General features: G+C 40.8%; 21 protein-coding genes and 1 riboswitch. Of the genes, 13 read left to right on the plus strand and 8 right to left on the minus strand.

Annotation, left to right across the window (positions count from 1 at the left end; all coding sequences use genetic code 11):
- Positions 1-63 precede the first annotated feature (63 nt).
- From bioB to uvrB, 5 genes are all read left to right on the plus strand, one after another.
- On the plus strand, positions 64-1,101 hold the full coding sequence (bioB, locus tag MNY66_RS04025) for a biotin synthase BioB (protein WP_047255710.1): 1,038 nt from the start codon (positions 64-66) through the stop codon (positions 1,099-1,101).
- Positions 1,101-2,366: an 8-amino-7-oxononanoate synthase gene (gene bioF / locus MNY66_RS04030; RefSeq protein WP_241501858.1), complete on the plus strand. Its 1,266-nt coding sequence runs from the start codon at positions 1,101-1,103 to the stop codon at positions 2,364-2,366. Before bioB ends, bioF begins: the two co-directional genes overlap by 1 nt.
- Positions 2,353-3,219: a malonyl-ACP O-methyltransferase BioC gene (gene bioC, locus MNY66_RS04035; protein ID WP_241501473.1), complete on the plus strand. Its 867-nt coding sequence runs from the start codon at positions 2,353-2,355 to the stop codon at positions 3,217-3,219. Before bioF ends, bioC begins: the two co-directional genes overlap by 14 nt.
- Positions 3,212-3,892, plus strand: a complete 681-nt coding sequence (gene bioD / locus MNY66_RS04040) for a dethiobiotin synthase (protein WP_047255709.1) — start codon at positions 3,212-3,214, stop codon at positions 3,890-3,892. Before bioC ends, bioD begins: the two co-directional genes overlap by 8 nt.
- A 669-nt stretch (positions 3,893-4,561) precedes the next feature.
- A complete protein-coding gene (gene uvrB / locus MNY66_RS04045) occupies positions 4,562-6,580 on the plus strand; it encodes an excinuclease ABC subunit UvrB (protein WP_047255708.1) in 2,019 nt (672 codons plus the stop codon).
- A gap of 139 nt (positions 6,581-6,719) precedes the next feature.
- Here uvrB and yvcK read toward each other — a convergent pair whose 3' ends face one another.
- Positions 6,720-7,646 (minus strand): uridine diphosphate-N-acetylglucosamine-binding protein YvcK, encoded by a 927-nt coding sequence (gene yvcK, locus MNY66_RS04050; RefSeq protein ID WP_047255707.1) that lies wholly within the window; start codon positions 7,644-7,646, stop codon positions 6,720-6,722.
- A gap of 428 nt (positions 7,647-8,074) precedes the next feature.
- Positions 8,075-8,213, plus strand: a riboswitch (molybdenum cofactor riboswitch).
- Here yvcK and moaA point away from each other — a divergent pair.
- The 5 genes from moaA to MNY66_RS04075 all read left to right on the plus strand — a co-directional run bounded on the left by moaA (position 8,204) and on the right by MNY66_RS04075 (position 11,373).
- Entirely contained in the window at positions 8,204-9,184 is a 981-nt protein-coding gene (moaA, locus tag MNY66_RS04055) for a GTP 3',8-cyclase MoaA (RefSeq protein WP_241501474.1), read from the plus strand. (Overlaps the previous riboswitch by 10 nt.)
- A 109-nt stretch (positions 9,185-9,293) precedes the next feature.
- Complete coding sequence (gene moaC, locus MNY66_RS04060) at positions 9,294-9,773, plus strand: cyclic pyranopterin monophosphate synthase MoaC (protein WP_241501475.1); 480 nt, start codon at positions 9,294-9,296, stop codon at positions 9,771-9,773.
- A complete protein-coding gene (moaD, locus tag MNY66_RS04065) occupies positions 9,770-10,015 on the plus strand; it encodes a molybdopterin synthase sulfur carrier subunit (protein WP_047255704.1) in 246 nt (81 codons plus the stop codon). Before moaC ends, moaD begins: the two co-directional genes overlap by 4 nt.
- 5 nt (positions 10,016-10,020) lie before the next feature.
- Complete coding sequence (gene moaE, locus MNY66_RS04070; RefSeq protein WP_241501476.1) at positions 10,021-10,482, plus strand: molybdopterin synthase catalytic subunit MoaE; 462 nt, start codon at positions 10,021-10,023, stop codon at positions 10,480-10,482.
- 177 nt (positions 10,483-10,659) lie between these two features.
- Positions 10,660-11,373: a Bax inhibitor-1/YccA family protein gene (locus tag MNY66_RS04075; RefSeq protein WP_047255702.1), complete on the plus strand. Its 714-nt coding sequence runs from the start codon at positions 10,660-10,662 to the stop codon at positions 11,371-11,373.
- A gap of 169 nt (positions 11,374-11,542) precedes the next feature.
- Here the strand turns inward: MNY66_RS04075 and MNY66_RS04080 are convergent, their stop codons facing one another.
- The 5 genes from MNY66_RS04080 to MNY66_RS04100 all read right to left on the minus strand — a co-directional run bounded on the left by MNY66_RS04080 (position 11,543) and on the right by MNY66_RS04100 (position 17,472).
- A complete protein-coding gene (locus tag MNY66_RS04080) occupies positions 11,543-12,649 on the minus strand; it encodes an ABC transporter permease (protein WP_047255701.1) in 1,107 nt (368 codons plus the stop codon).
- A 13-nt stretch (positions 12,650-12,662) separates the two neighbouring features.
- Positions 12,663-13,811 (minus strand): ABC transporter permease, encoded by a 1,149-nt coding sequence (locus MNY66_RS04085; RefSeq protein ID WP_047255700.1) that lies wholly within the window; start codon positions 13,809-13,811, stop codon positions 12,663-12,665.
- Positions 13,808-15,556: an ATP-binding cassette domain-containing protein gene (locus tag MNY66_RS04090; protein WP_047255699.1), complete on the minus strand. Its 1,749-nt coding sequence runs from the start codon at positions 15,554-15,556 to the stop codon at positions 13,808-13,810. Before MNY66_RS04090 ends, MNY66_RS04085 begins: the two co-directional genes overlap by 4 nt.
- A 9-nt stretch (positions 15,557-15,565) precedes the next feature.
- Positions 15,566-16,567 (minus strand): secretion protein HlyD, encoded by a 1,002-nt coding sequence (hlyD, locus tag MNY66_RS04095; protein ID WP_241501477.1) that lies wholly within the window; start codon positions 16,565-16,567, stop codon positions 15,566-15,568.
- Positions 16,568-16,731: 164 nt separating this feature from the next.
- Positions 16,732-17,472, minus strand: a complete 741-nt coding sequence (locus MNY66_RS04100; protein ID WP_047255697.1) for a CerR family C-terminal domain-containing protein — start codon at positions 17,470-17,472, stop codon at positions 16,732-16,734.
- Between the two features lie 306 nt (positions 17,473-17,778).
- Here MNY66_RS04100 and rhlE point away from each other — a divergent pair, with 306 nt between their 5' ends.
- The 3 genes from rhlE (at position 17,779) to MNY66_RS04115 (ending at position 20,642) form a co-directional block, all read left to right on the plus strand.
- Positions 17,779-19,110, plus strand: a complete 1,332-nt coding sequence (rhlE, locus tag MNY66_RS04105; protein ID WP_197076000.1) for an ATP-dependent RNA helicase RhlE — start codon at positions 17,779-17,781, stop codon at positions 19,108-19,110.
- Positions 19,111-20,043 (plus strand): tRNA dihydrouridine(16) synthase DusC, encoded by a 933-nt coding sequence (gene dusC, locus MNY66_RS04110; protein ID WP_047255695.1) that lies wholly within the window; start codon positions 19,111-19,113, stop codon positions 20,041-20,043.
- A gap of 350 nt (positions 20,044-20,393) precedes the next feature.
- The gene (locus MNY66_RS04115) at positions 20,394-20,642 is read left to right on the plus strand and encodes a GlsB/YeaQ/YmgE family stress response membrane protein (protein ID WP_047255694.1); all 249 of its coding nucleotides are present in this window, start codon (positions 20,394-20,396) and stop codon (positions 20,640-20,642) included.
- Between the two features lie 106 nt (positions 20,643-20,748).
- On the opposite strand, the gene sseA is transcribed toward MNY66_RS04115, so the two are convergent.
- Both sseA and MNY66_RS04125 read right to left on the minus strand, forming a co-directional pair.
- Positions 20,749-21,588 (minus strand): 3-mercaptopyruvate sulfurtransferase, encoded by an 840-nt coding sequence (sseA, locus tag MNY66_RS04120; RefSeq protein ID WP_241501478.1) that lies wholly within the window; start codon positions 21,586-21,588, stop codon positions 20,749-20,751.
- 287 nt (positions 21,589-21,875) lie between these two features.
- Positions 21,876-22,085: a hypothetical protein gene (locus MNY66_RS04125; protein ID WP_134473731.1), complete on the minus strand. Its 210-nt coding sequence runs from the start codon at positions 22,083-22,085 to the stop codon at positions 21,876-21,878.
- Positions 22,086-22,222: the final 137 nt, after the last annotated feature.

Consider the following 22,222-nt stretch of genomic DNA (forward strand, 5'->3'; position numbering starts at 1 on the left):
TTGGTTGACATGATAATCGCATTATTTAAACTGGCAACACTTTTTTCTACTGGAGATAGAAGCGTGAGCGAATTAAAAAAGTGGACAGTGCAGCAAGCTAGTGAATTGTTTAATATGCCTTTTTTTGAGTTATTATTTCAGGCTCAGCAAGTTCATCGGCAGCATTTTGACCCACAGCAGATACAAGTTAGCACGCTATTATCGATAAAAACGGGGGCTTGCCCCGAAGATTGCAAATATTGTGCTCAAAGTGCGCGTTATAAAACCGGATTAGAAACCGAGCGCCTGATGGAAGTTGAGCAAGTTATTGAATCTGCGAAGAAAGCACGAGCCGCGGGTTCGACACGTTTCTGTATGGGGGCGGCTTGGCGTAATCCACATGACCGAGATATGCCGTATTTAGAAATGATGGTACGTGAGGTTAAATCACTCGGCCTAGAAACCTGCATGACGTTAGGGATGATTAATACCCAGCAAGCCGACCGATTAGCACAAGCGGGATTAGATTATTACAACCATAATTTAGATACCTCGCCAGAATATTACGGCAATATTATTACCACGCGCAGCTATCAAGACAGGCTTAATACTCTTGAGAATGTACGGGAAGCCGGGATCAAAGTTTGCTCGGGGGGGATTTTAGGTTTAGGGGAAAAAATAAGCGATCGGGCGGCCTTATTAGTCCAATTGGCAAATTTACCCAAACCACCAGAAAGCGTGCCTATCAATATGTTAATGAAAGTTAAAGGTACGCCAATGGCCGATAATGAAGAAGTCGATCCATTTGATTTTATTCGTACTATCGCAATAGCTCGAATTATGATGCCAACATCTTATGTTCGTTTGTCTGCGGGTCGTGAATATATGAACGAGCAAACACAAGCTCTGTGCTTTATGGCTGGGGCAAACTCAGTCTTTTATGGCTGTAAACTACTAACTACACCTAATCCAGATGAAAATACTGATATTCAATTGTTCCGTAAATTGAATATTAATCCAGAGAAAATTCAGACTCCACTGGGCGATAATCAACAAGCAGCACAATTAGCCGAAGCAATTCTGACTAAGGATAATGCGCAATTTTATAATGCGGCCGTATGATGAATTGGAATAGATTTATTCGTGAGCAATTGGCTAAGCGGCGAGAAAACGCCGCATGGCGTCAACGCAGAGTCATCGACTGTTCCACAGGACGATTTATTCAGCTGAATGGTCAGTCGTATTTGAATTTTTCTGGAAATGATTATTTAGGATTAAGCCAGCACCCCGAGGTCATTGCTGCGTGGAAACGTGGGGCGGATCAATATGGCGTTGGTAGTGGTGGATCGGGTCATGTAACTGGATATACCCATGCACATCATCAATTGGAACAGAGTTTAGCCGAATGGCTGGGGTATCCTAAGGCGCTGTTATTTATTTCTGGTTTTGCCGCAAATCAAGCAGTGATCTCCGCATTAATGGCTAAAAATGATACGATTTTAACCGACAAATTCAGCCATGCCTCTATTATTGAAGCTTCGATGCTGTCAAATGCCAATTTACGTCGTTTTAAACATAATAATCTAGCGTCACTCGAGCAACTCCTCAATAAACCAACAATAGGAAAAACGCTGGTGGTAACTGAGGGAGTATTTAGTATGGATGGCGACGAAGCGCCTTTATCGACTATACAGAGTTTGACGCGGCAGCATGCGGCCTGGTTAATGGTTGACGATGCGCACGGTATTGGCGTGAAAGGATATCAAGGGCGCGGAAGCTGTGATGCCAACGGTATCAAACCGGAAATATTAATTGTTACTTTCGGTAAGGCATTTGGTATGAGTGGTGCGGCTGTCCTGTGTGATAACGACAGTGCCGACTATTTTATCCAGTGCGCACGCCATTTAATTTACAGCACCTCTATGCCGCCTGCTCAGGCGATCGCCTTACAAGAAACGGTTCGACAAATTAAACAAGCCGATGAGCAACGAGAACGACTAAATGCCAATATTCAGTTATTTCGCCAACGTTTTGCTGAATTGATGGGCAGCAATAATGCTTCATTATCCGCTGAGCAAATGTTGACTCTCGGGCCATCTTTAACCGCTATCCAGCCGGTCATTGTCGGGTCTAATCAACGCAGTTTACAGTTAGCTTGCTATTTAGCTGAACAAAATATCTGGGCACAAGCTATTCGCCCTCCGACTGTTCCCCCTGGGAGCGCACGGTTACGGATTACGCTCAGTGCCTCGCATTGTCCGGATGATATAGAAAAGTTAGTGGAGGTCATTGGTAACTATAGTATTGGCAACTGTGGTATTGAGAACTATGGTATCAAGAGTTATGGTATCAAGAACTATGGTATTGATAACTATGGCGTTAAGTGAACAAAAGCATAAAATTGCTCAGGCGTTTGGTCGTGCGGCAGCGCACTATGACAATGTGGCAGAGTTTCAGCAACAAACTGGATATTTACTGTATCAATTATTGGTTCAATTAATTCGGCAATTTCCTACAACCGACCCGATGAATTCATCGCTGTTTTCAGCCATTGCTAGTAAAGCCAGTAAATTATTATTGCAGAACACCGTCTCTACGCGGCCATTGTGCGGTAAAAAAATATTAGATGCGGGATGTGGTACTGGATATTTTAGCGATGTATTTCAACAACAAGGGGCAGAAGTTACCGCATTAGACTTATCCTCTGGCATGTTAGAGGTTGCCCGTAAAAAAGGCAGCGCTCAACATTTTATCTGCGCGGATATGGAAGCGATACCGATAGCCGATAAAAGTTTTGACGTAACTTTTAGTAATTTAGCTATCCAATGGTGTGACCCTCTCGATATTGCATTGAGTGAATTGTATCGGGTGACTAAATCGGGTGGATGGGTCATTTTTACCACCTTAGCCGAGGGATCATTAGTTGAATTATCCCAAGCTTGGCAGCAGGTCGACAATAAAACTCACGTTAACCATTTCTTAGCGCTTTCCTCAATAAAGTCGACGTGTTCTAGTTGGCGTAACAATTTGTTATTACAGCCTATTACACCAACTTATACCACTCTTAATGGCTTATTACGTTCTTTAAAAGGTATTGGTGCGACACATTTAACTCAAGGCCGGCAGTCTGGTTTGATGACTCGTCAGCAATTAAATCAACTAGAACAAGTTTATCCTACAGTTAATGACCGTTACCCGCTGACTTATCAAACAGTTTTTGGAGTGTTATATCGTGACTAAAATATATTTTATTACCGGGACCGATACCGAGGTGGGTAAAACAGTGGTCAGTTGTGCTTTATTACAAGCGGCCGCGGCTGAAGGTTACCAGACCGCAGGTTATAAACCGGTTGCTTCAGGGAGCGAGCAAACCGAGCGCGGACTGCGCAATGGTGACGCATTATTACTTCAAAAAAACAGTACATTAAGGCTAAATTACGCTGAAGTTAATCCCGTCGTTTTTGAGCAACCAACATCGCCACACATTATTAGTCAACAATTAAACCAACCGATACAGTTTTCAGTGATGTCTCGGGGACTGGTTCATTTGCAGCAAAAAGCACAATGGTTACTGGTTGAGGGCGCAGGAGGTTGGTATACACCTTTAAGCGCAGAACAAACATTTGCCGATTGGGCGATTGAATGGAACTTCCCTGTCATTTTAACTGTTGGGGTTAAATTAGGCTGTATTAATCACGCATTACTAACTGTACAAGCCATAAAACAGGCCAATTTAACCTTGGCTGGATGGGTGGCGAATGAAATCGAGCCAGCAGGAACCTATCAAGCCGAATATTTAGCTACGTTAGAACGTATGATCCCAGCACCGTGTTTGGGGATTATTCCGCATTTAACGGAAGGCGATATCGCGACTGTCGGTCAATATTTGCAATTACACAAATTAGCGGTGTAGTTTATTATCGATTCATATCTTTTTAGCCGGCATTTAGTGCGCATTATTCTTGGTACGATAATAGTAAAATAAGTATGAGAAAATACTGTGGATTTGTCGTACCGAGATAATGCGCTCATCTTTATCACGTATTGATTAAGTTAATAGAGCACCATAAAAATTAAAAAACACTATTTTTAAATGCAATTACGCGCAAAAATAAGCCAAAGAAAATAAATCAATAATCACGTTATTGTCCAAGTCTACCTGACCACTAATCACATAAGTTGCATATAAAAAAAGGATTTAGCGAGTTATCCACTATTTCTGTGGATAACCCTGTGAATTAAATTCTCAATAATAGCTTAACCTAAGGCGTCATGCGGCTTTGGCGTAAGTTGTTGCTATTCTCGGCTCTTATTAAAAAGACATTAAATACAATGAGTTATTTAAAATCAAGATTTATTTTTTTTATGGGGCATTAGAGATATCTAGCAACAGTATAAAATATAAAAATAATCACGGGTCAAGTTAAATTTTGGGGATAACATCATTTTTTCTCGATACTTTTTCACTCGATACTGTATCAAGTCATAGGATAAAAATAACAGTAATGTTTTTTTACGTTATACTTGGCGCTGTAATTATATCCAGCATCATGAATGTCGTTATCGGTAAGAGGTCGTCTCAATGAGTAAAGTATTTAAATTACATTCTGATTTTCAGCCTGCTGGGGATCAGCCAGAGGCAATACGCCGCTTATCCGAAGGATTGGAAGATGGTTTAGCCCATCAAACATTGCTCGGGGTGACGGGTTCAGGGAAGACCTTTACGATAGCTAACGTTATCGCCAAAGAAAATCGTCCAACGATGATTATGGCGCACAATAAAACCCTAGCCGCGCAGTTATACAGTGAAATGAAAGAATTCTTTCCCGACAATGCGGTTGAATATTTTGTTTCATATTACGATTATTACCAACCTGAAGCCTATGTTCCCAGTTCCGACACCTTTATTGAAAAAGACGCCTCAGTGAATGAACATATTGAACAGATGCGGCTTTCTGCAACTAAAGCCTTATTAGAGCGACGTGATGTGATAGTTGTAGCATCGGTCTCAGCGATTTATGGTTTGGGCGATCCGGACAGTTATCTCAAAATGATGCTGCATTTGAGCGTAGGGATGATAATCGACCAGCGTTCCATTTTGCGCCGTCTGGCCGATTTGCAATACAGCCGTAATGATCAAGCCTTCCAGCGCGGAACATTCCGGGTACGGGGCGAAGTGATTGATATTTTTCCGGCAGAATCCGATGAGCATGCTTTGCGGGTTGAGTTATTCGATGAAGAGGTTGAACGACTCTCGATATTTGATCCTTTAACCGGCCAGATTCAGCATACTGTACCGCGTTATACCGTGTACCCAAAAACCCACTATGTGACGCCGCGTGAACGTATTCTTGATGCAATGGAAAAGATTAAAGTTGAGCTAGCAGATCGGCGTAAGATTTTGTTGGCTAATGATAAATTAGTCGAAGAACAGCGTGTCTCACAGCGAACTCAATTTGATTTAGAAATGATGAATGAACTGGGTTATTGCTCCGGCATTGAAAACTATTCACGCTATTTATCGGGCCGAGGTCCGGGCGAGCCACCGCCAACATTGTTTGATTATTTACCGGCAGATGGCTTATTGGTAATTGATGAATCTCACGCGACTATTCCCCAAATTGGCGCCATGTATCGTGGTGATAGATCACGTAAAGAGACTCTCGTTGAGTATGGCTTTCGTTTACCCTCCGCATTGGATAATCGACCATTGCGATTTGAAGAATTTGAGGCATTAGCTCCGCAGACGATTTATGTTTCTGCGACACCGGGTAAATACGAGTTAGAAAAATCTGAAAACGATATTATTGAACAAGTTGTACGTCCAACTGGGCTTCTAGATCCGGTAATTGAAGTACGCCCAGTCGCGACTCAAATTGATGATTTATTGTCTGAAATTCGTTTGCGAGTTGAAAAAAATGAGCGTGTATTGGTTACTACATTAACTAAGCGAATGTCAGAAGATTTGACTGAATATTTGGAAGAGCATGGCGAGAAAGTTCGCTACTTACACTCTGATATTGATACAGTCGAGCGTGTGGAAATTATTCGTGATTTACGTTTAGGTGAGTTTGATGTGTTGGTTGGGATTAACTTACTGCGAGAAGGGCTTGATATGCCCGAAGTTTCGCTGGTGGCTATTCTTGACGCCGATAAAGAAGGTTTTCTACGTTCTGAACGTTCATTGATCCAGACTATTGGTCGTGCGGCACGAAATTTAAACGGCAAAGCAATTCTTTATGGCGATAGGATAACGGCATCAATGGAGAAAGCTATTCGTGAAACTGAACGCCGCCGTGAAAAACAAATGGCTTTCAATCAACAACATGGGATTGTGCCTCAAGGATTAAACAAGAAAATCGGCGATATATTACAAATAGGTCACAAAGTGGGTAAACCGAAAGGTAAATCTGCATCTTTGGCTAAATCCAGTCAGATCAATGAGGATTATCGTAATCTTTCGGCGAAAGAGTTAGAAGTGAAAATTCAGCAATTAGAAGCTAAAATGTATCAATCAGCGCAAGACTTAGAATTTGAGCAGGCGGCTGAATTGCGTGATGAAATATTAACGTTGAGAGCGTTATTTATTGCCAATTCATAATATACCATCCGTCTATATTAATGGCAGAATTAACCGCGGAGTTTTTTTAATAGCCTCCGCGGCTAAGTTAATCGTGTTATTGGAGGTTGATATTAGAAATATAGTGGATATAAAAAATATTAGGCGCAGCAACCAAGGTTTATAATATAGCGGCGGCAATCAGTTTTTGTACGCTATTTTCAATGGCTAAATGAAGTAATTCACGGTCATGTCGATAGGGTATATCTTCTGCTTCCAATACCATTTGAGTGATAATACGTTGTTGATTGACAGAGTCGATATTGGTTCTTGGGCCGACAATTATCGCTTCTATTTTTTTGCGCCCGATTTTATGTTCCATCATCAACAACTTTTCATTTAAGGTCAAACTTGCTGCCGATGGGCTCAATTCTTTGCCTAAATTACCGATATAAATCAGCGGTGCACGGCATTCATTAAGCGCTACAGATAATTCATCGATAAGCAGCAGAGGCATTAAACTGGTAAAAAAACTGCCGGGTCCAATCAATATAAGATCGGCCTTATGAATAGCTTCAATCGCTTCTGCGGTGGCTTTTACTCGTGGATACAGCTGTAATTCTTGCGGTATCGCGTTGAGTTGATCCACATTAACTTCGCCATATATTTCATTACCCATATTATCGATAGCCATTAAATCTACCGGTTGTTCTGACATGGGAATTAAATACGCATCAACTTTTAATAAATTACGAATTAAATTAATGGCTTCTAATGGCCTAATACTGAGGTGATCTAAGGATTTTAGCATTAAATTGCCTAAATTATGCCCAGATAGCTCACCATTACCGCTAAAACGATATTCAAACATTGCTGATGCAATTGATGGCTCTGTAATTAATTGATTAAGGCAATTACGCATATCTCCCCATGCAATTCCGCCTTCTGAGCGACGGATCCTGCCCGTAGAGCCACCATTATCGGTAGTGGTAACGATACCGGTTAATCGTGGACCCAGCGCTGAAAGTGAGGACATAACACGCCCGAGACCATGGCCGCCACCTAATGCGACAACATGATTGAGGGCAGCAAGACCATTATTTGACATAATTTTCCTATTAACATCATATTATTTACAGGCGATATTTGAATACTTATTTTGAGATGATAAGTTATTTTTTATAGTTATCTTCAATTATTTAGCGACCGTAAATATTGTTCTCTCGTAATTTGCGCGCTAATTTAGCATGAAACCAAACTTTTGGATCAGTGACCATATCAAAATAGTTAAAATTAATTGTTTTATTGCTTTTAATTTTTCCTCATTATTTCTGTAAGTCGTTGTATATTAAATTATATATCGAATTTCTAATTGGATTTTTAAGCTTGTTTGCGCTACAGTCATCGCCAATGAATGTGTTCAATTTTTGAAACTAACCAGTTTTAATGCGTTATTGGGCGTATCAATCCGCACTAATTTACATTATCGATTAGTTATTAATTAATAACGCAGTAATCTGACTAGCTATAAATTAAATGCAATAAAAACTCCTAGCCTGTGTGTCTAAGTTTGTGATTACAAATATGATGCTCTGGCCGTGGCCGACGAGTCACCAGGGTGCATGATAGAAATGTCCGCATCTCCCGTATTTGGAAAGGTGTAATATGCAACAACTTGTAGATCCTTTTGCGAGAAAATTTTATTATTTAAGACTATCTATTACCGATGTGTGCAACTTTCGTTGTACTTATTGCCTGCCTAATGGATATAAACCTCGTGGTCGTCATGAATTTTTAACTCGCGATGAAATTCGGCGGATTGGCCAAGCTTTTGCTGAGTTAGGGACTGAAAAAGTACGTATTACCGGCGGAGAGCCAACAATGCGTAAAGACTTCACTGACATCATTGCGACCATCAACGAAAATAAATCGATTAAAAAAATTGCTGTAACCACTAATGGCTATAGAATGGAGCGTGATGTTGCAGCATGGAAAGATGCAGGGCTCGACGCCATCAATGTCAGTATTGATAGCTTAGATCCGCGTCAATTTGCTGCAATTACAGGGCAAGATAAATTTTTCCAAGTGATGAGCGGTATCGATGCTGCATTTGATGCTGGTTTTAAAAAAATAAAAGTCAATGCCGTGTTAATGAAAAACGTCAATGATATCGCCTTAACATCCTTCCTTAACTGGATAAAACACCGTCCAATCCAATTACGTTTTATTGAATTAATGGAAACGGGAGAGGGCAGCGAAATGTTTAATCGTTTCCATGTTCCCGGTGCAACTATTCGTAGTCGATTAATTGAAATGGGTTGGTATCAATTACCAAAAGCCAGAAGCGATGGTCCTGCTCAAGTTTTCTCACACCCTGATTATCAAGGCGAAATCGGCTTAATCATGCCTTATGAAAAAGACTTTTGCCAAAGTTGTAATCGTTTGAGAGTCTCAGCAGTTGGTAATTTACATCTGTGTTTATTTGGCGAAAATGGTATCCCTTTGCGTGATCTGCTGGCCGATGATAGCTGTAATGAAGAATTAAAATCACGCATCCAACGCGGATTAACATCGAAACGAGAAACCCACTTTCTGCATCAGGGTAACAGTGGAATTACGCCAAATCTTTCGGTTATCGGCGGCTAGCTCGCTATTTATCATTTTTTGAGTGATTGTATTATTGTCGGTTTATTGATGAGAAGCCTCTTTATGAGCCGCCTCGCTGCCACTCATACATATTCATAGGAAGCTATATATGTCTAAATTAACTCATATTAATGCGGCAGGTGAAGCCCATATGGTGGATGTATCTGCAAAAGCTGAAACTGTTAGAGAAGCAAAAGCAGAAGCTTTTGTCACCATGAACCAAGAAACATTAGCCATGATTGTTAACGGCAGTCATCATAAAGGTGATGTATTTGCCACCGCACGAATTGCGGGTATACAAGCCGCGAAAAGTACTTGGCAATTAATTCCATTATGCCACCCATTATTATTAACTAAAGTTGAAGTTATTCTAGAGGCTCAAGTTGAGCATAATCGTGTACGCATCGAATCTTGCTGCCGTTTAACCGGAAAAACCGGCGTAGAAATGGAAGCGCTAACGGCGGCATCGGTTGCCGCATTAACGATTTATGATATGTGCAAAGCGGTTCAAAAAGATATAGTTATTGGGCCTGTAAGATTATTAGAAAAAACGGGTGGTAAATCAGGTCATTTTAAGGTGGATGCATGATAACAGTTTTATTTTTTGCGCAGGTTAGAGAACTAGTCGGTACAGATAAACTGGAACTTAGTGACGAATATTCGGATGTCAATGCATTGCGCCAACAATTAATCGCCCAAGGCCCTCGTTGGGCATTGGCATTAGAAGATGGCAAGCTGCTTACTGCGGTGAATCAATCATTTGTCGCAGGGGATTATCCACTGAAAGCCGGTGATGAAGTGGCATTTTTTCCACCGGTAACGGGAGGATAATCATCATGGCAAATACTCATATTAGTGTACAAACGGACAATTTTAGTCTGGCTGAACAATATGAATGGTTATCTCGCTGTGACAGCGATGGCGCAGTTGTGACCTTTACCGGTAAAGTACGAAACCATAATTTAGGCGATGAAGTTAGCTTATTGACGCTAGAGCATTATCCCGGAATGACAGAAAAAGCTTTAAATAATATCGTGGAGGAAGCGAGAAAACGCTGGCCATTACAGCGTGTGAGTGTCATCCACCGTGTAGGAACATTAGCTCCGGGTGATGAAATTGTTTTTGTTGGGGTCACTAGTTCCCACCGTTCTGCTGCTTTTGAGGCCGCTGAATTTATTATGGATTTTTTGAAAACTAAAGCGCCATTTTGGAAAAAAGAGAAACTTCCGACTAATGAACGTTGGATTGAAGCCAAAGATTCAGACAAACAATCTGCAGAACGTTGGTTATCGAGTTAGGCGAGCACTCATGATCGCGAGCTTATTGTCAAGATAGGTAATTTGTCGCAAGTGAACGCAGTTTATTGACGGTTTGTTGCATGGCAATGTCATACAGTTGTGATAAACTTTGAATGAATTTGTAGTGTGGCTGAATGTTCAGCTACTAATTTTCACATATGATGAAGGGTAACCATCATGGATCGATTTAATCAACGTAGTGGTAATGATTCTCTCGTCCAGCGCGCAAATGCAGGCATTCAGGCTTATATGGCTCAGGTCTATGGCTGGATGACTGTCGGTCTATTACTGACCGCATTTGTTGCCTGGTATTCAATTAGCAGTGGTTTATATTACACTATTGCAACTAATAACATCTTGTTTTTTGGCTTAATTATTGCTGAGTTCGGCCTAGTGCTTGGATTATCCTTTTTACTGCCTAAATTAAATGGAATGGCAGCAACCGGGATGTTTATGCTCTATTCGGTGCTGACAGGATTAACTATATCGGTAATTATCGCCGCATATACTCCCGTGTCTGTTGCCAGCACCTTCTTTATTACAGCCGCGATGTTTGGTGCGTTGAGCGTTTATGGTTATACCACCAAGCGCAGTTTAACGGGTATGGGCAATTTCCTGTTCATGGCACTGATTGGTTTAGTTATCGCTTCACTGGTCAATATTTGGCTGCAAAGCCCGGCAATGTACTGGATAGTGACTTACGCAGGAGTACTGATTTTTGCTGGACTCACCGCGTATGATACTCAGAAGCTGAAAGAAATGGGTGCTCAAATTGACGAAAACGATAAAGAAATGATGCGTAAATCGTCGATTTTAGGTGCATTAACGCTGTATTTAGACTTTATCAACCTGTTCTTGATGCTGCTACGCATCTTTGGTGATCGTCGTTAATATTGGCGTTATAGTCAAAGTATTACAGCAAAGGCATTATAGTGAATGCCTTATGGTGAACGAAGGATAGAATAATTCATCGTTTTACTGAATAAGCGCTAGAATAAATATTAAAACCCTCAGTTTCCAGAGTCACTCTGGGTTCTGAGGGTTTTTTATTGCTATGATTCTAAGCGATTTTCTTTCTAAACAAATAATAAGCAAAGCTGCTAGTGATAACGCAAATCACCAATAAAGGCCATAGGCTGGGCCAAATCACAGTAAAGCCAGCATCTTTTAGATAGATCTGTTTGGTTATCTCGGTAAAGTGCCTTATTGGATTAACCCACGTAATATTTTGCAGCCAAACGGGCATGTTCTCGACCGGGGAAATATACCCTGAAAGCAGTACAGCCGGCATCATAAAGACAAAAACGCCGATAAATGCTTGCTGCTGTGTAGAGCAGAGCGCGGAAATTAATAGCCCAAATCCTACCAAAGATAATCCATAAATTAAGATAGTTGCATAAAATAGCAATAGCGAGCCTGAGAAAGGGATTTGATAGCAAAAAATCCCAATAATCAACACGATGCTAGCTTGTCCTGTCGCGACAATTAATGCTGGGATAGCCTTACCGACAAAAATCTGCCAGGTGGTTAATGGAGAGACTAATAATTGTTCTAGTGTTCCTTGTTCACGCTCACGCGCGATAGATAATGAGGTGACAATTAACACACCGATAGTGGTGATTAAAGCCACTAATGACGGCACAATAAACCATTTATAATCTAAATTTGGATTATACCAGTTACGGACTACTAACTGACTGTTATTAGGGAGCGGTTTACCTACTAGACGTGATTGCTGATAGTCCATCACGATTTGGTTGATATAATTAGCGGCGATTTGAGCACTGTTAGAATTACGTCCATCCAGCAATAACATTATTGACGCGGTGTTGTTGCTGGCTAGATTAGCGCTGAAATTTTGCGGGAAGCGAACTACCAGTAATGCTGCCCGCTCATCGATAGTTTGTTTTATTTCATTTTCACTTTTTAATAATAAAACCTGAGAAAAAGCTTCCGCTTTAGCTAAACGTTGCGTGAGCTCAATTGATGCTGGGCCATTATCTTGATCAAAAATAGCAATAGTGGCATTTGTGACTTCCAAGGTTGCCGCTAACGGGAATAACACCATTTGGAAAATGACCGGCAAGATTAAAATAGCTCGCGTTTGCGGCTCTTGTAACAGAGATTGTAATTCTTTGATGATCAAAGTATACAGTCGATGAAACATGATGGCTCCTTAATCAATCCAGACGACGCCGTGTTTTCCACGCCGTTAATCCGATGAATAATATCGCCGAAGCAATCAATAATAAGATATCCATCAATAACACAATGTAGATATCCCCCGCTAAAAATAGAGTTTGTAGACTGCTAACAAAATAACGGGCAGGAATGAAATAGGTTACGGCTTGAATAATGGCCGGCATGCTGTCAATCTCGAAAATAAAGCCAGATAACATAATCGCCGGTAAAAATGCGGCATTTAATGCCACCATCGCTGCATTAAATTGATTGCGGGTTAGGGTCGATATTAATAACCCCATTCCGAGCGCTGTCGCGAGATAAAGGCTAGTTATAATAAACAGTATCCACAGTGAACCTCGATAAGGGATGTCTAAAACAAATACAGTAACTAGCATACAGAGCAGCATGACCAGAGAGCCAAGAAATTGATAAGGCAGTAATTTAGACAACAATAATTCGCTGCGAGTCACTTGGGTAGATAATAACGCTTCCATGGTACCGCGCTCCCATTCTCGGGCGATAACTAACGAAGTTAAAATAGCACCGACTACCGTGATAATAATGCTAATGGCACCGGGAATAATAAAGTGTTTGCTAATTGCTGCCGGATTAAACCAATATCGCATATCAACGTCAATTAATGGTGATGTTGAATACCCTTTATTTTCACCCTGTTGAATCCGCCATGTTTGCCAGACACCTTGTGTATAGGCTTGTACAAAATTTGCCGTATTGGGTTCACTGCCATCGGTAATAACTTGAATTTCAGCATGCCCATCAGTGCGTTGTAATTGTGCAGCAAAATCAACGGGAATAACTACAATGCCGCGAATTTCACCTGCCTGCATTTTATCGGTTAATGCTTGTCGATTATCACTAATAGTAGCATCAATAAAGGGAGATCCCGTAAACGTATCCACTAATTCTCGGGCGGATTGGCTTTGTTGATCCATCAAGATGCCGACTTTTAAACGGCTAGAATCTAAGTTAATTCCATAGCCGAATATAAACAGCAGCATTAATGGAATAACCAACGCAATTAATGCACTGCTAGGATCACGCAGAATTTGCTTAGTTTCTTTAACGCATAGCGCTTTGAGTCGCCGCCATGAAAAATGCACATTATTAGCTTGTTGAAGGCTCATTTTTCTGCCTCCTGCAACGTTTTATCGTAATTTAATACCAGTTCAATAAAGGCATCTTCCATTGATGGATCAGGATTTTCCTTACTGGCTACTTGCTGTTTTAGTTCATCCGGTGTGCCAGCAGCAATAATTTTACCGCGGTAAACTAAGCCTATACGATCACAATATTCGGCCTCATCCATAAAATGAGTCGTAACCATGACTGTCACACCTTTATCCACCATTCCATTGATATGTAACCAAAATTCACGCCGAGTGAGTGGGTCTACTCCAGAAGTTGGTTCATCTAAAAAAAGAATATCTGGTTCATGCATTAATGAGCAAGCTAAGGCTAATCGTTGTTTAAACCCTAAAGGTAACTCATCGGTTAGTTGTTTTAGCATCGGGGTTAAATTAAAGGCAGTGACCATGTCATTGATTTTTGCTGCTTGCTGGTGACCTTTTAGCCCATATACGCCCGAAAAGAATTTGAGATTTTGCCCTACATTTAGATTGCCATACAGAGAAAACTTTTGCGCCATATAGCCTAAATGTTGGCGCGCTTTATCTGAGCTGGTTTTTAAATCCATTCCTAGCACTAACGCATGGCCTTCGGTGGGTTTCATTAACCCGCACATCATTTTAAACGTAGTTGATTTTCCCGCTCCATTGGGACCGAGTAAGCCAAAAATCTCCCCGCGCTTAACCTGAAAATCGACATGATCTGTTGCTGCAAAATCACCAAATTTTTTGGTTAAGTTGCGTGCTTCTATTACTGTTTCATGCGGTGCAGGAGGGATTTGCGGCATGATTTCAGCTAATTCTGAACGATGCGACGGCCCGCCACCAAGGAGATCAATAAATGCATCTTCAAAACGCGGTTCGGCATCAATCAGCTGGGCTTGAGGCATCTTTAGTGCTTGTAAAAGAGCCGATTTATCGGCGTCGGGGCGTAAAATAAGCCGAACATAACGGCCTTGAATAACGCCATCTGTGGTCTCTGGCAACACTAAAGCATTTTGTAAGGTGGCACGTCGGTACTGGGCGGGAATATCTAAAAGATAGGATCTGCCAGCCATTTTTTGAGTGAGTTGTTTTGGCTGCCCGGTATATAATAACTGTCCTTGATTAAGTAGTAGCACTTCACGGCATTGTTCTGCCTCGTCTAAATAAGAGGTGCTCCATAAAATCAACATCCCCTCATCGGCCAGTGAATGCACCATTTGCCATAATTCTTTGCGGGCTATTGGATCGACGCCTACGCCCGGTTCGTCTAATAACAGAACTTTAGGTTTACCTAATAGAGTACAAGCGAGGCCTAATTTTTGTTTCATTCCACCGGACAATTTTCCCGCTAAACGTTGAGTAAAACGAGTTAAATCGGTAAATGATAATAATTGTTGATAAGTTTGTTTACGTTCTTGCCCGACTAGCCCACGTAAATCTGCATATAAATCAAGGTTTTCTTGTACGGTTAGATCTTCATATAGACCAAATTTTTGCGGCATGTAACCTAGATTTGCACGTAACTGTACGCCATCGGTGATTGGATCTAGCCCCAAAATATCTATGCTACCGTGATCGGGTTTTAATAATCCGGCGAGCATGCGGATCAGCGTGGTTTTCCCTGCACCATCAGGTCCAACTAGCCCAGTGACTGAACCGCCAGTAATCACCGTATTTAACTTGGCGACAGCGGGCGAAGCTAATCCCTTAAAGTTTTTTTCAATATTGTGTAGCCGAATTTGGTAGCTTGAGCCCGCCATAATGACTCCTTATTGTGCATTATGAGCATCAGAAAAGCGCAGTGTCACTGGCATTCCTTGCCTTAAAGCATCGTCGGGATCATCAACAATAACACGCAAGCGATAGACTAAATCCGTTCTTAAATCCGGTGTTTGCACACTTTTTGGCGTGAATTCGGCAGTAGGTGAAACAAAGCCAATTTGACCATGATATGGGGTATTAGGGCGGCTGTCGGTATACAATAAGATTTTACGTCCTGGGATAGCCTGACCAAGATTAGGTTCGCTAATATAGGCTCTTACCCATACAGGGTGGGTGAGAGTGACGGTAAATACCGTATTTCCTGAGGCTAAAATAGTGCCCGGCTCAATTGCTCGCGTCAATACGGTTCCCGTAGATGGGGCGACTAATTTAGCATCCGCTAAATCAAGCTCGGCTTGTGCAACCGCAGCTTCAGCTTGCTGCCATTCCCCGCGTGCAGCTTCAATTTCTTCGCTTCTAAACCCAGATTGATATTGATTAAGTTTATCTTGAGCCGCTTTAAGTGCTGAAAGTGCTTGATTACGATTGTTTTTTGCATCATCGAGTGTATTCGCGGAAATCACTCTCTGCGCCCATAAGCTTTGTTGTCGCTTATAAAAGCTATCTGCATATTGCCATGCAGCTTGCCGTTGTGCGACCTCAGCTTCGACTTGTGCGATTTCTTGGGTTCGATAGCCACTTTCCATCATGGTCAATGTCGCTTTCGCGCTATCACGAACGGCTTTGGCTTTGTTTAATGCATTGATGTAAGGCTTATCGTCTAATGTTCCCAGTAATTGGCCGGTAGTGACTTGGTCGCCTTCATCGACGTTTAATGCAGCAAGTTTGCCGCCAACACGGAAACTAAGGTTAACCGTTCTGACATCTACATTGCCGTATAATGTTAATGTTTTGGGCTGTTGTGATTGATAGAAATAATAACCACTCAGCGCAATACCGATTAATATAACAATAATTAGAATGAAAATTGAGTTGCGTTTATTGTTCATTGCTAACCTTAGTTTTCAGAAAATCAGGCTAAATCCCTAGTCTATTGAGTGGCCGGCATTATGAACTCAGTACTGGACTAGCACGTAATACGCGGTATGGGTCAGAATAGTCAAGGGATCGTTCATAAAACAATTTAAATCATAATTTATATTTATCAATCATATCACTTTTCTGCGTTCTTGCGATGGCGTAATCCATTTAATAATATGCTGGTGTGTTGAATTAAAACTTGATTAATAATTTTGTATTCATCTTCATTAATATGCTGCCAACCGGTTTGCCGTAACAGTGTTTCTCGAGCAATACGAAATGATAAAATTTCCCCTAAAATGGCATGAGTATGGATTAAGGTAGATAAATCAGTGGGATCAGCCTCAATATATATTGCAATGAGCCGATTCAAACGTGAATGAATAGGGCCTAATGCTTGCTCGTGGATAATGGTATAAGCCTCAGTTGGATTAAGTTGTTCCCGGGCTAAAATTCGTGAAAAGCTGAGATTGTTTTTCTCTAATTGAAAATAGTTATAATCCATTAAGGCTTGCTGAATTAACTTAAGTGCTTGTTCAGGAAGTTTATTTTCATTTGATTGTAATAAATATAGATCTATTTCATGGAGTAGTTGACTAAACGTGGCTTTAATCGAATCGGCAATAAGTTGTGCAACAGCGAGATAAAGTCCTTCTTTAGAGCCAAAATAATAGGCGATAGAGGCAATATTTTGACCAGAAATCTGCGATATTTTTCGGGTTGTTGCACCATCAAGACCTAGTTCACCATAGATATCAGCAGCAGCTCGTAATAATTGGTATTTAGCGTGTTCCCCTCTAACTGTTGAGGCCGTAGTTGGAGTCGTCACTGTGGGCAATTGGGGTATGATTGAATCTGATGTTGTGGCTGTCATAGTCGTTCCTCAAATAAAGAATAAAAAATTAACCATGCCTATACACTGACTCTCCGGTCAGATTACTGATATTGAAGGCATAATTTGATTGCTTTCAGCGTCAAATAGTTATTAATACGATATTTGTGCCATTTTATATTAATTTAGATAATTAACTAAATTAATATTCTTGTTATCTACTAATGGTGTTAGAATTAATCTCTATTATGCTTGGCAGTTTGCGCTTTTATCCATTTTTATGTGATCCTTCCCCATTGAACTGCATCTGATTTATCAGAGTGGCGAAGTCTGGAGTACCTTATTTTGATTAGTTTTGATTCTCTCGCATTGCACGGAGATATTCTGCGTGCACTTCATGAACAGGGCTACGAAGCCCCAACCCCTATTCAGCAAGAAGCAATTCCTGCCGTTCTTGCTGGCCATGATGTGCTTGCAAGTGCCCAGACAGGAACCGGAAAAACAGCAGGTTTTACACTGCCTATCTTGCAGAAATTGATTGAAAATACTGACGCCCCGAAAAATCGTCGTCCAGTACGTGCTTTAATTTTGACACCAACTCGTGAGCTTGCTGCTCAGGTTGCTGAAAGTGTTAAAGAATATAGCCAACACTTAAGAATCCGCTCTTTAGTGGTGTTTGGTGGTGTTAGCATTAACCCTCAAATGATGAAACTTCGCGGTGGCGTAGATATTCTAATCGCGACCCCTGGACGTTTATTAGATCTCGAACACCAGAATGCGGTGGATTTATCCAAAGTAGAAATTCTGGTATTGGATGAAGCAGACCGTATGCTTGATATGGGCTTTATCCATGATATTCGTCGTATCACCAGTAAATTACCGGCGAAACGACAGAATTTATTATTCTCGGCGACATTTTCGGATGAAATCAAGCAACTGGCGAATAAAATCTTACATAAGCCAGTGACGATTGAGGTTGCCCCACGTAACTCAGCTTCATCACAAATTGAGCAATTTGTTCATTTAGTTGATAAGAAAAGAAAAGCTGAATTATTATCTTATATGATTGGCCGTGATAACTGGCAGCAAGTGCTGGTATTTACTCGTACCAAACATGGCGCTAACCGCTTAGCTGAAAATCTTAATCATGATGGGATTAAATCTGCGGCTATCCACGGTAATAAAAGTCAAGGGGCTCGTACCCGTGCACTGGCCGATTTTAAATCGGGCCAAATACGAGTATTAGTGGCAACCGATATTGCTGCCCGTGGTATCGATATCGAACAATTACCGTATGTTGTAAATTACGAATTACCAAATGTTCCCGAAGACTATGTGCATCGTATTGGTCGAACTGGTCGTGCGGAATCTACCGGTAAAGCGGTTTCATTAGTGTGTGTCGATGAAGCTAAATTATTGAAAGATATCGAACGCTTATTGAAAAAACCAATTCCACGTATGGAAACTCCGGGGTATGAACCCGATCCTTCTATCAAAGCTGAGCCCATTATTAATGGTAAACAGCGCGGCAGAACAGAACGTGTTGCATCAAAACCTCGTGGTGCAAATCCACGCAGCTCAAATTCTCCATGGGGAAGTGGACAGTCTCGTCCAGCAAGCCCATCAGGGAATAAAAAAATGAGCATGCCTAGACGTAAGCCTCGGAGCAGTGAAGCATAAATGCGTGTTTTGCTAGCGCCCATGGAAGGAGTTTTAGATTCTCTGGTTCGTGAGTTATTAACTGAAGTTAATGACTACGACTTGTGTATCACGGAATTCGTTCGTGTTGTCGATAGCTTATTACCCGCAAAGACATTCCACCGTATTTGCCCTGAATTAAATCACAATAGCAGAACCTCATCGGGAACCTCGGTGCGGATTCAGCTATTGGGACAACATCCGCAGTGGTTGGCTGAAAATGCCAACCGAGCGATTGATTTAGGCTCTTACGGCGTGGATTTAAATTGTGGATGCCCCTCCAAAACAGTTAATGGTCATGGTGGTGGTGCCAGTTTATTAAAAAATCCTGAACTTATTTATCAAGCTACTTTGGCGATGCGCAGTGCGGTTCCTCAATCCTTACCTGTTTCAGTAAAAGTTCGTTTAGGATGGGATGACCATTCATTAAGTTATGAAATTGCCGATGCTGTTGAACAGGCTGGAGCGACGGAAATTACTGTCCATGGTCGAACAAAAGAAGATGGCTATCGTTCTGAACGTATTAATTGGCAGAAAATTGGAAAAATCCGTCAGCGATTATCGATTCCAGTCATTGCTAACGGCGAAATTTGGGATCATGCTAGCGCTCAACAATGCATGGAAGTAACGGGCTGTAATGCAATTATGATCGGTCGAGGTGCATTGAACACACCAAATTTGAGTCGAGTTATTAAGTTTAATCACTCTAAAATGGATTGGGATGACGTGATGCAGATATTACGTAAATATACCCAGTTAGAAAAACGTGGAGATTCTGGTGATTATCATATGGCGAGAATTAAACAATGGCTCGGTTATTTACGTAAAGAATATACGCAAGCAGATGCATTATTTAGTGAAATTAGATCATTAAAAACATCGCAAGAAATTAACCAAGCAATTTTAAGTTATTAATTTTTAAATGATATTAAAACGATAAAAACAGTGTTTTTCACTTTATATGTATATTTATATCTTTATTTATACTCATTTTATATTTTTCAATTACCCCATATGTTAACCCCACATCAAATAGTCATTATTGGATTGGCTACCTATTATTAATCGGCTATTTATTTATTAATCAGTCGATATCATATTATTTTCAGATTCATCTAGTCATAATTTTGCGCTGTAAATTTGCAAAATATGCACATTAAAGCTTTAATTACTAAGTGTTGCAGATGAATACTTACAGTAACTATTTTTATAGTAATTATTTTTATAGTAATCATTTATTTTAAATAACCAACCGGAGGTTAATGATGGGTGTTCTTTCCTGGATTATATTTGGTCTCATAGCGGGTGTACTTGCTAAATGGATTATGCCTGGAACCTACCATTTTGGCTTTATAATGACGACTGTACTGGGGATCGTCGGTGCTGTTGTCGGGGGATATATTAGTACTTTCTTCGGCAAAGGCAAAGTTGATGGCTTTAATTTCGGCAGCTTTATTGTTGCAGTTATTGGTGCTATCGCTGTTTTATTCTTAGCTGGTGTATTTTCAAGCTAAAAGCTGTTTTTTTGATTCAAAGTGACATTAATAGATTAAATATGCCCCTAATAGATAAATATCAGGGGCTTTTTTATAGTTATTAATCGTGTTTTATACCCAACAATTATTGCTCTATAGGCAAACCATTATCTTGTCCCCAATCGGCCCACGATCCATCATAAAGTTGTACTTGATCATTGCCTAATAATATTAAGCCTAATAAAACAACAGCAGCAGTCATGCCTGAGCCGCAGGTAGTTACTGAAGGTGCATGAATATCTATCTGTTGTTGCTTAAATATCAAGGCTAATTGTTCGGGAGATTTATATTGGCCATTTTCTACCAATAGATTCCAAGGCACATTTTTACTGCCAGGAATATGTCCCATTCGTAATCCGGGACGAGGCTCGGGTGCTAAGGCTTGAAAACGGTCTGCAGAACGTGCATCAATTATCTGTTTATTGGCTTTCTCAACGATATCAATTATATCTGCTTGTGAAAGTGCGCTATTAGGTTGTTTAACGGCAGTAAATTCTTGAGCCGGTAGCGCAGAAACTTCACCAGAATCAACTGAAAAACCGGCCGATTTCCAGCCAGCGAGCCCTCCAGCAAGGATTTTAACCTGATGGCAGCCAAATGTTTTAAATGTCCACCAAGCGCGTGGTGCAGCAAATAAATTGCCTTGATCATAAATGATCACTTGGGTTTGAGGGCCGATCCCCATTTTACCCACGGCATCACTAAAGGTTTGTTCGTCTGGCAACATATGTGGAAGAAGGCTTTGGGTATCGGCAATTTCATCTTGGTGAAAAAATTGGGCGCCAGGAATATGTTCAGCAAGCCATAATTGACGACAATCCGCAGGTGCTGTTGGAGGTGCAGAAGAGGCATCCAGTACAATAATATCCGGATTATATAAATTGGCATGTAACCATTCTGGGGTTACAAAATAATTTTGGTACATAAATAAAGCTCCTTATCCATTCCAGCCGCTGCGTGCAGATATTTTATTTATATATCATCATATCTCACTATATTTGAACATAGTTTTATTAGAGTATAAAACTGATGAGCCATCGGAGATACCCGACGGCCAACTGGTTTTCTTGTTTCGCGATATGGGCCTTGATTTGCGGCGGCCGGATAAAATCTCAGCGATGTAAAGTATAAGTGGTGCAAACTATACGCCGGGAAAGTATTAGCGGTGGAAATAAAATCATAGCAATAAAAACCAGTAACTCAATAAAAGGGCTAGTGTTGATTGGGCGCAGGTAATATAGATGGCTGTTCTGCTTGTGATGGCTGTTGTTCAATTGGGGTAGTTGAACGGGTGTAGATATTCATACCGGCAAGCATTGTTCCACCAATCGAGGCAAGAGCACAGAGAGCGAAAAGGGCAATAAATACTTTTTTCATCAGCAGACCTAAAATAAAAATAAAGTATGAGTATATCGTTATCATTGTTACAAACAAGTTAATCCGCTGACTTTTTAAGACACCATAGATAAATTGCGAATGGGCGCGTGAATTTATGGCATAATGGTTTTTAATACAGTAGTTTTGCGTCATGCTGAGCAGAAATTACTTCTTGTCTTCTT

Source organism: Moellerella wisconsensis, assembly GCF_022592395.1.
GTDB lineage: Bacteria > Pseudomonadota > Gammaproteobacteria > Enterobacterales > Enterobacteriaceae > Moellerella > Moellerella wisconsensis.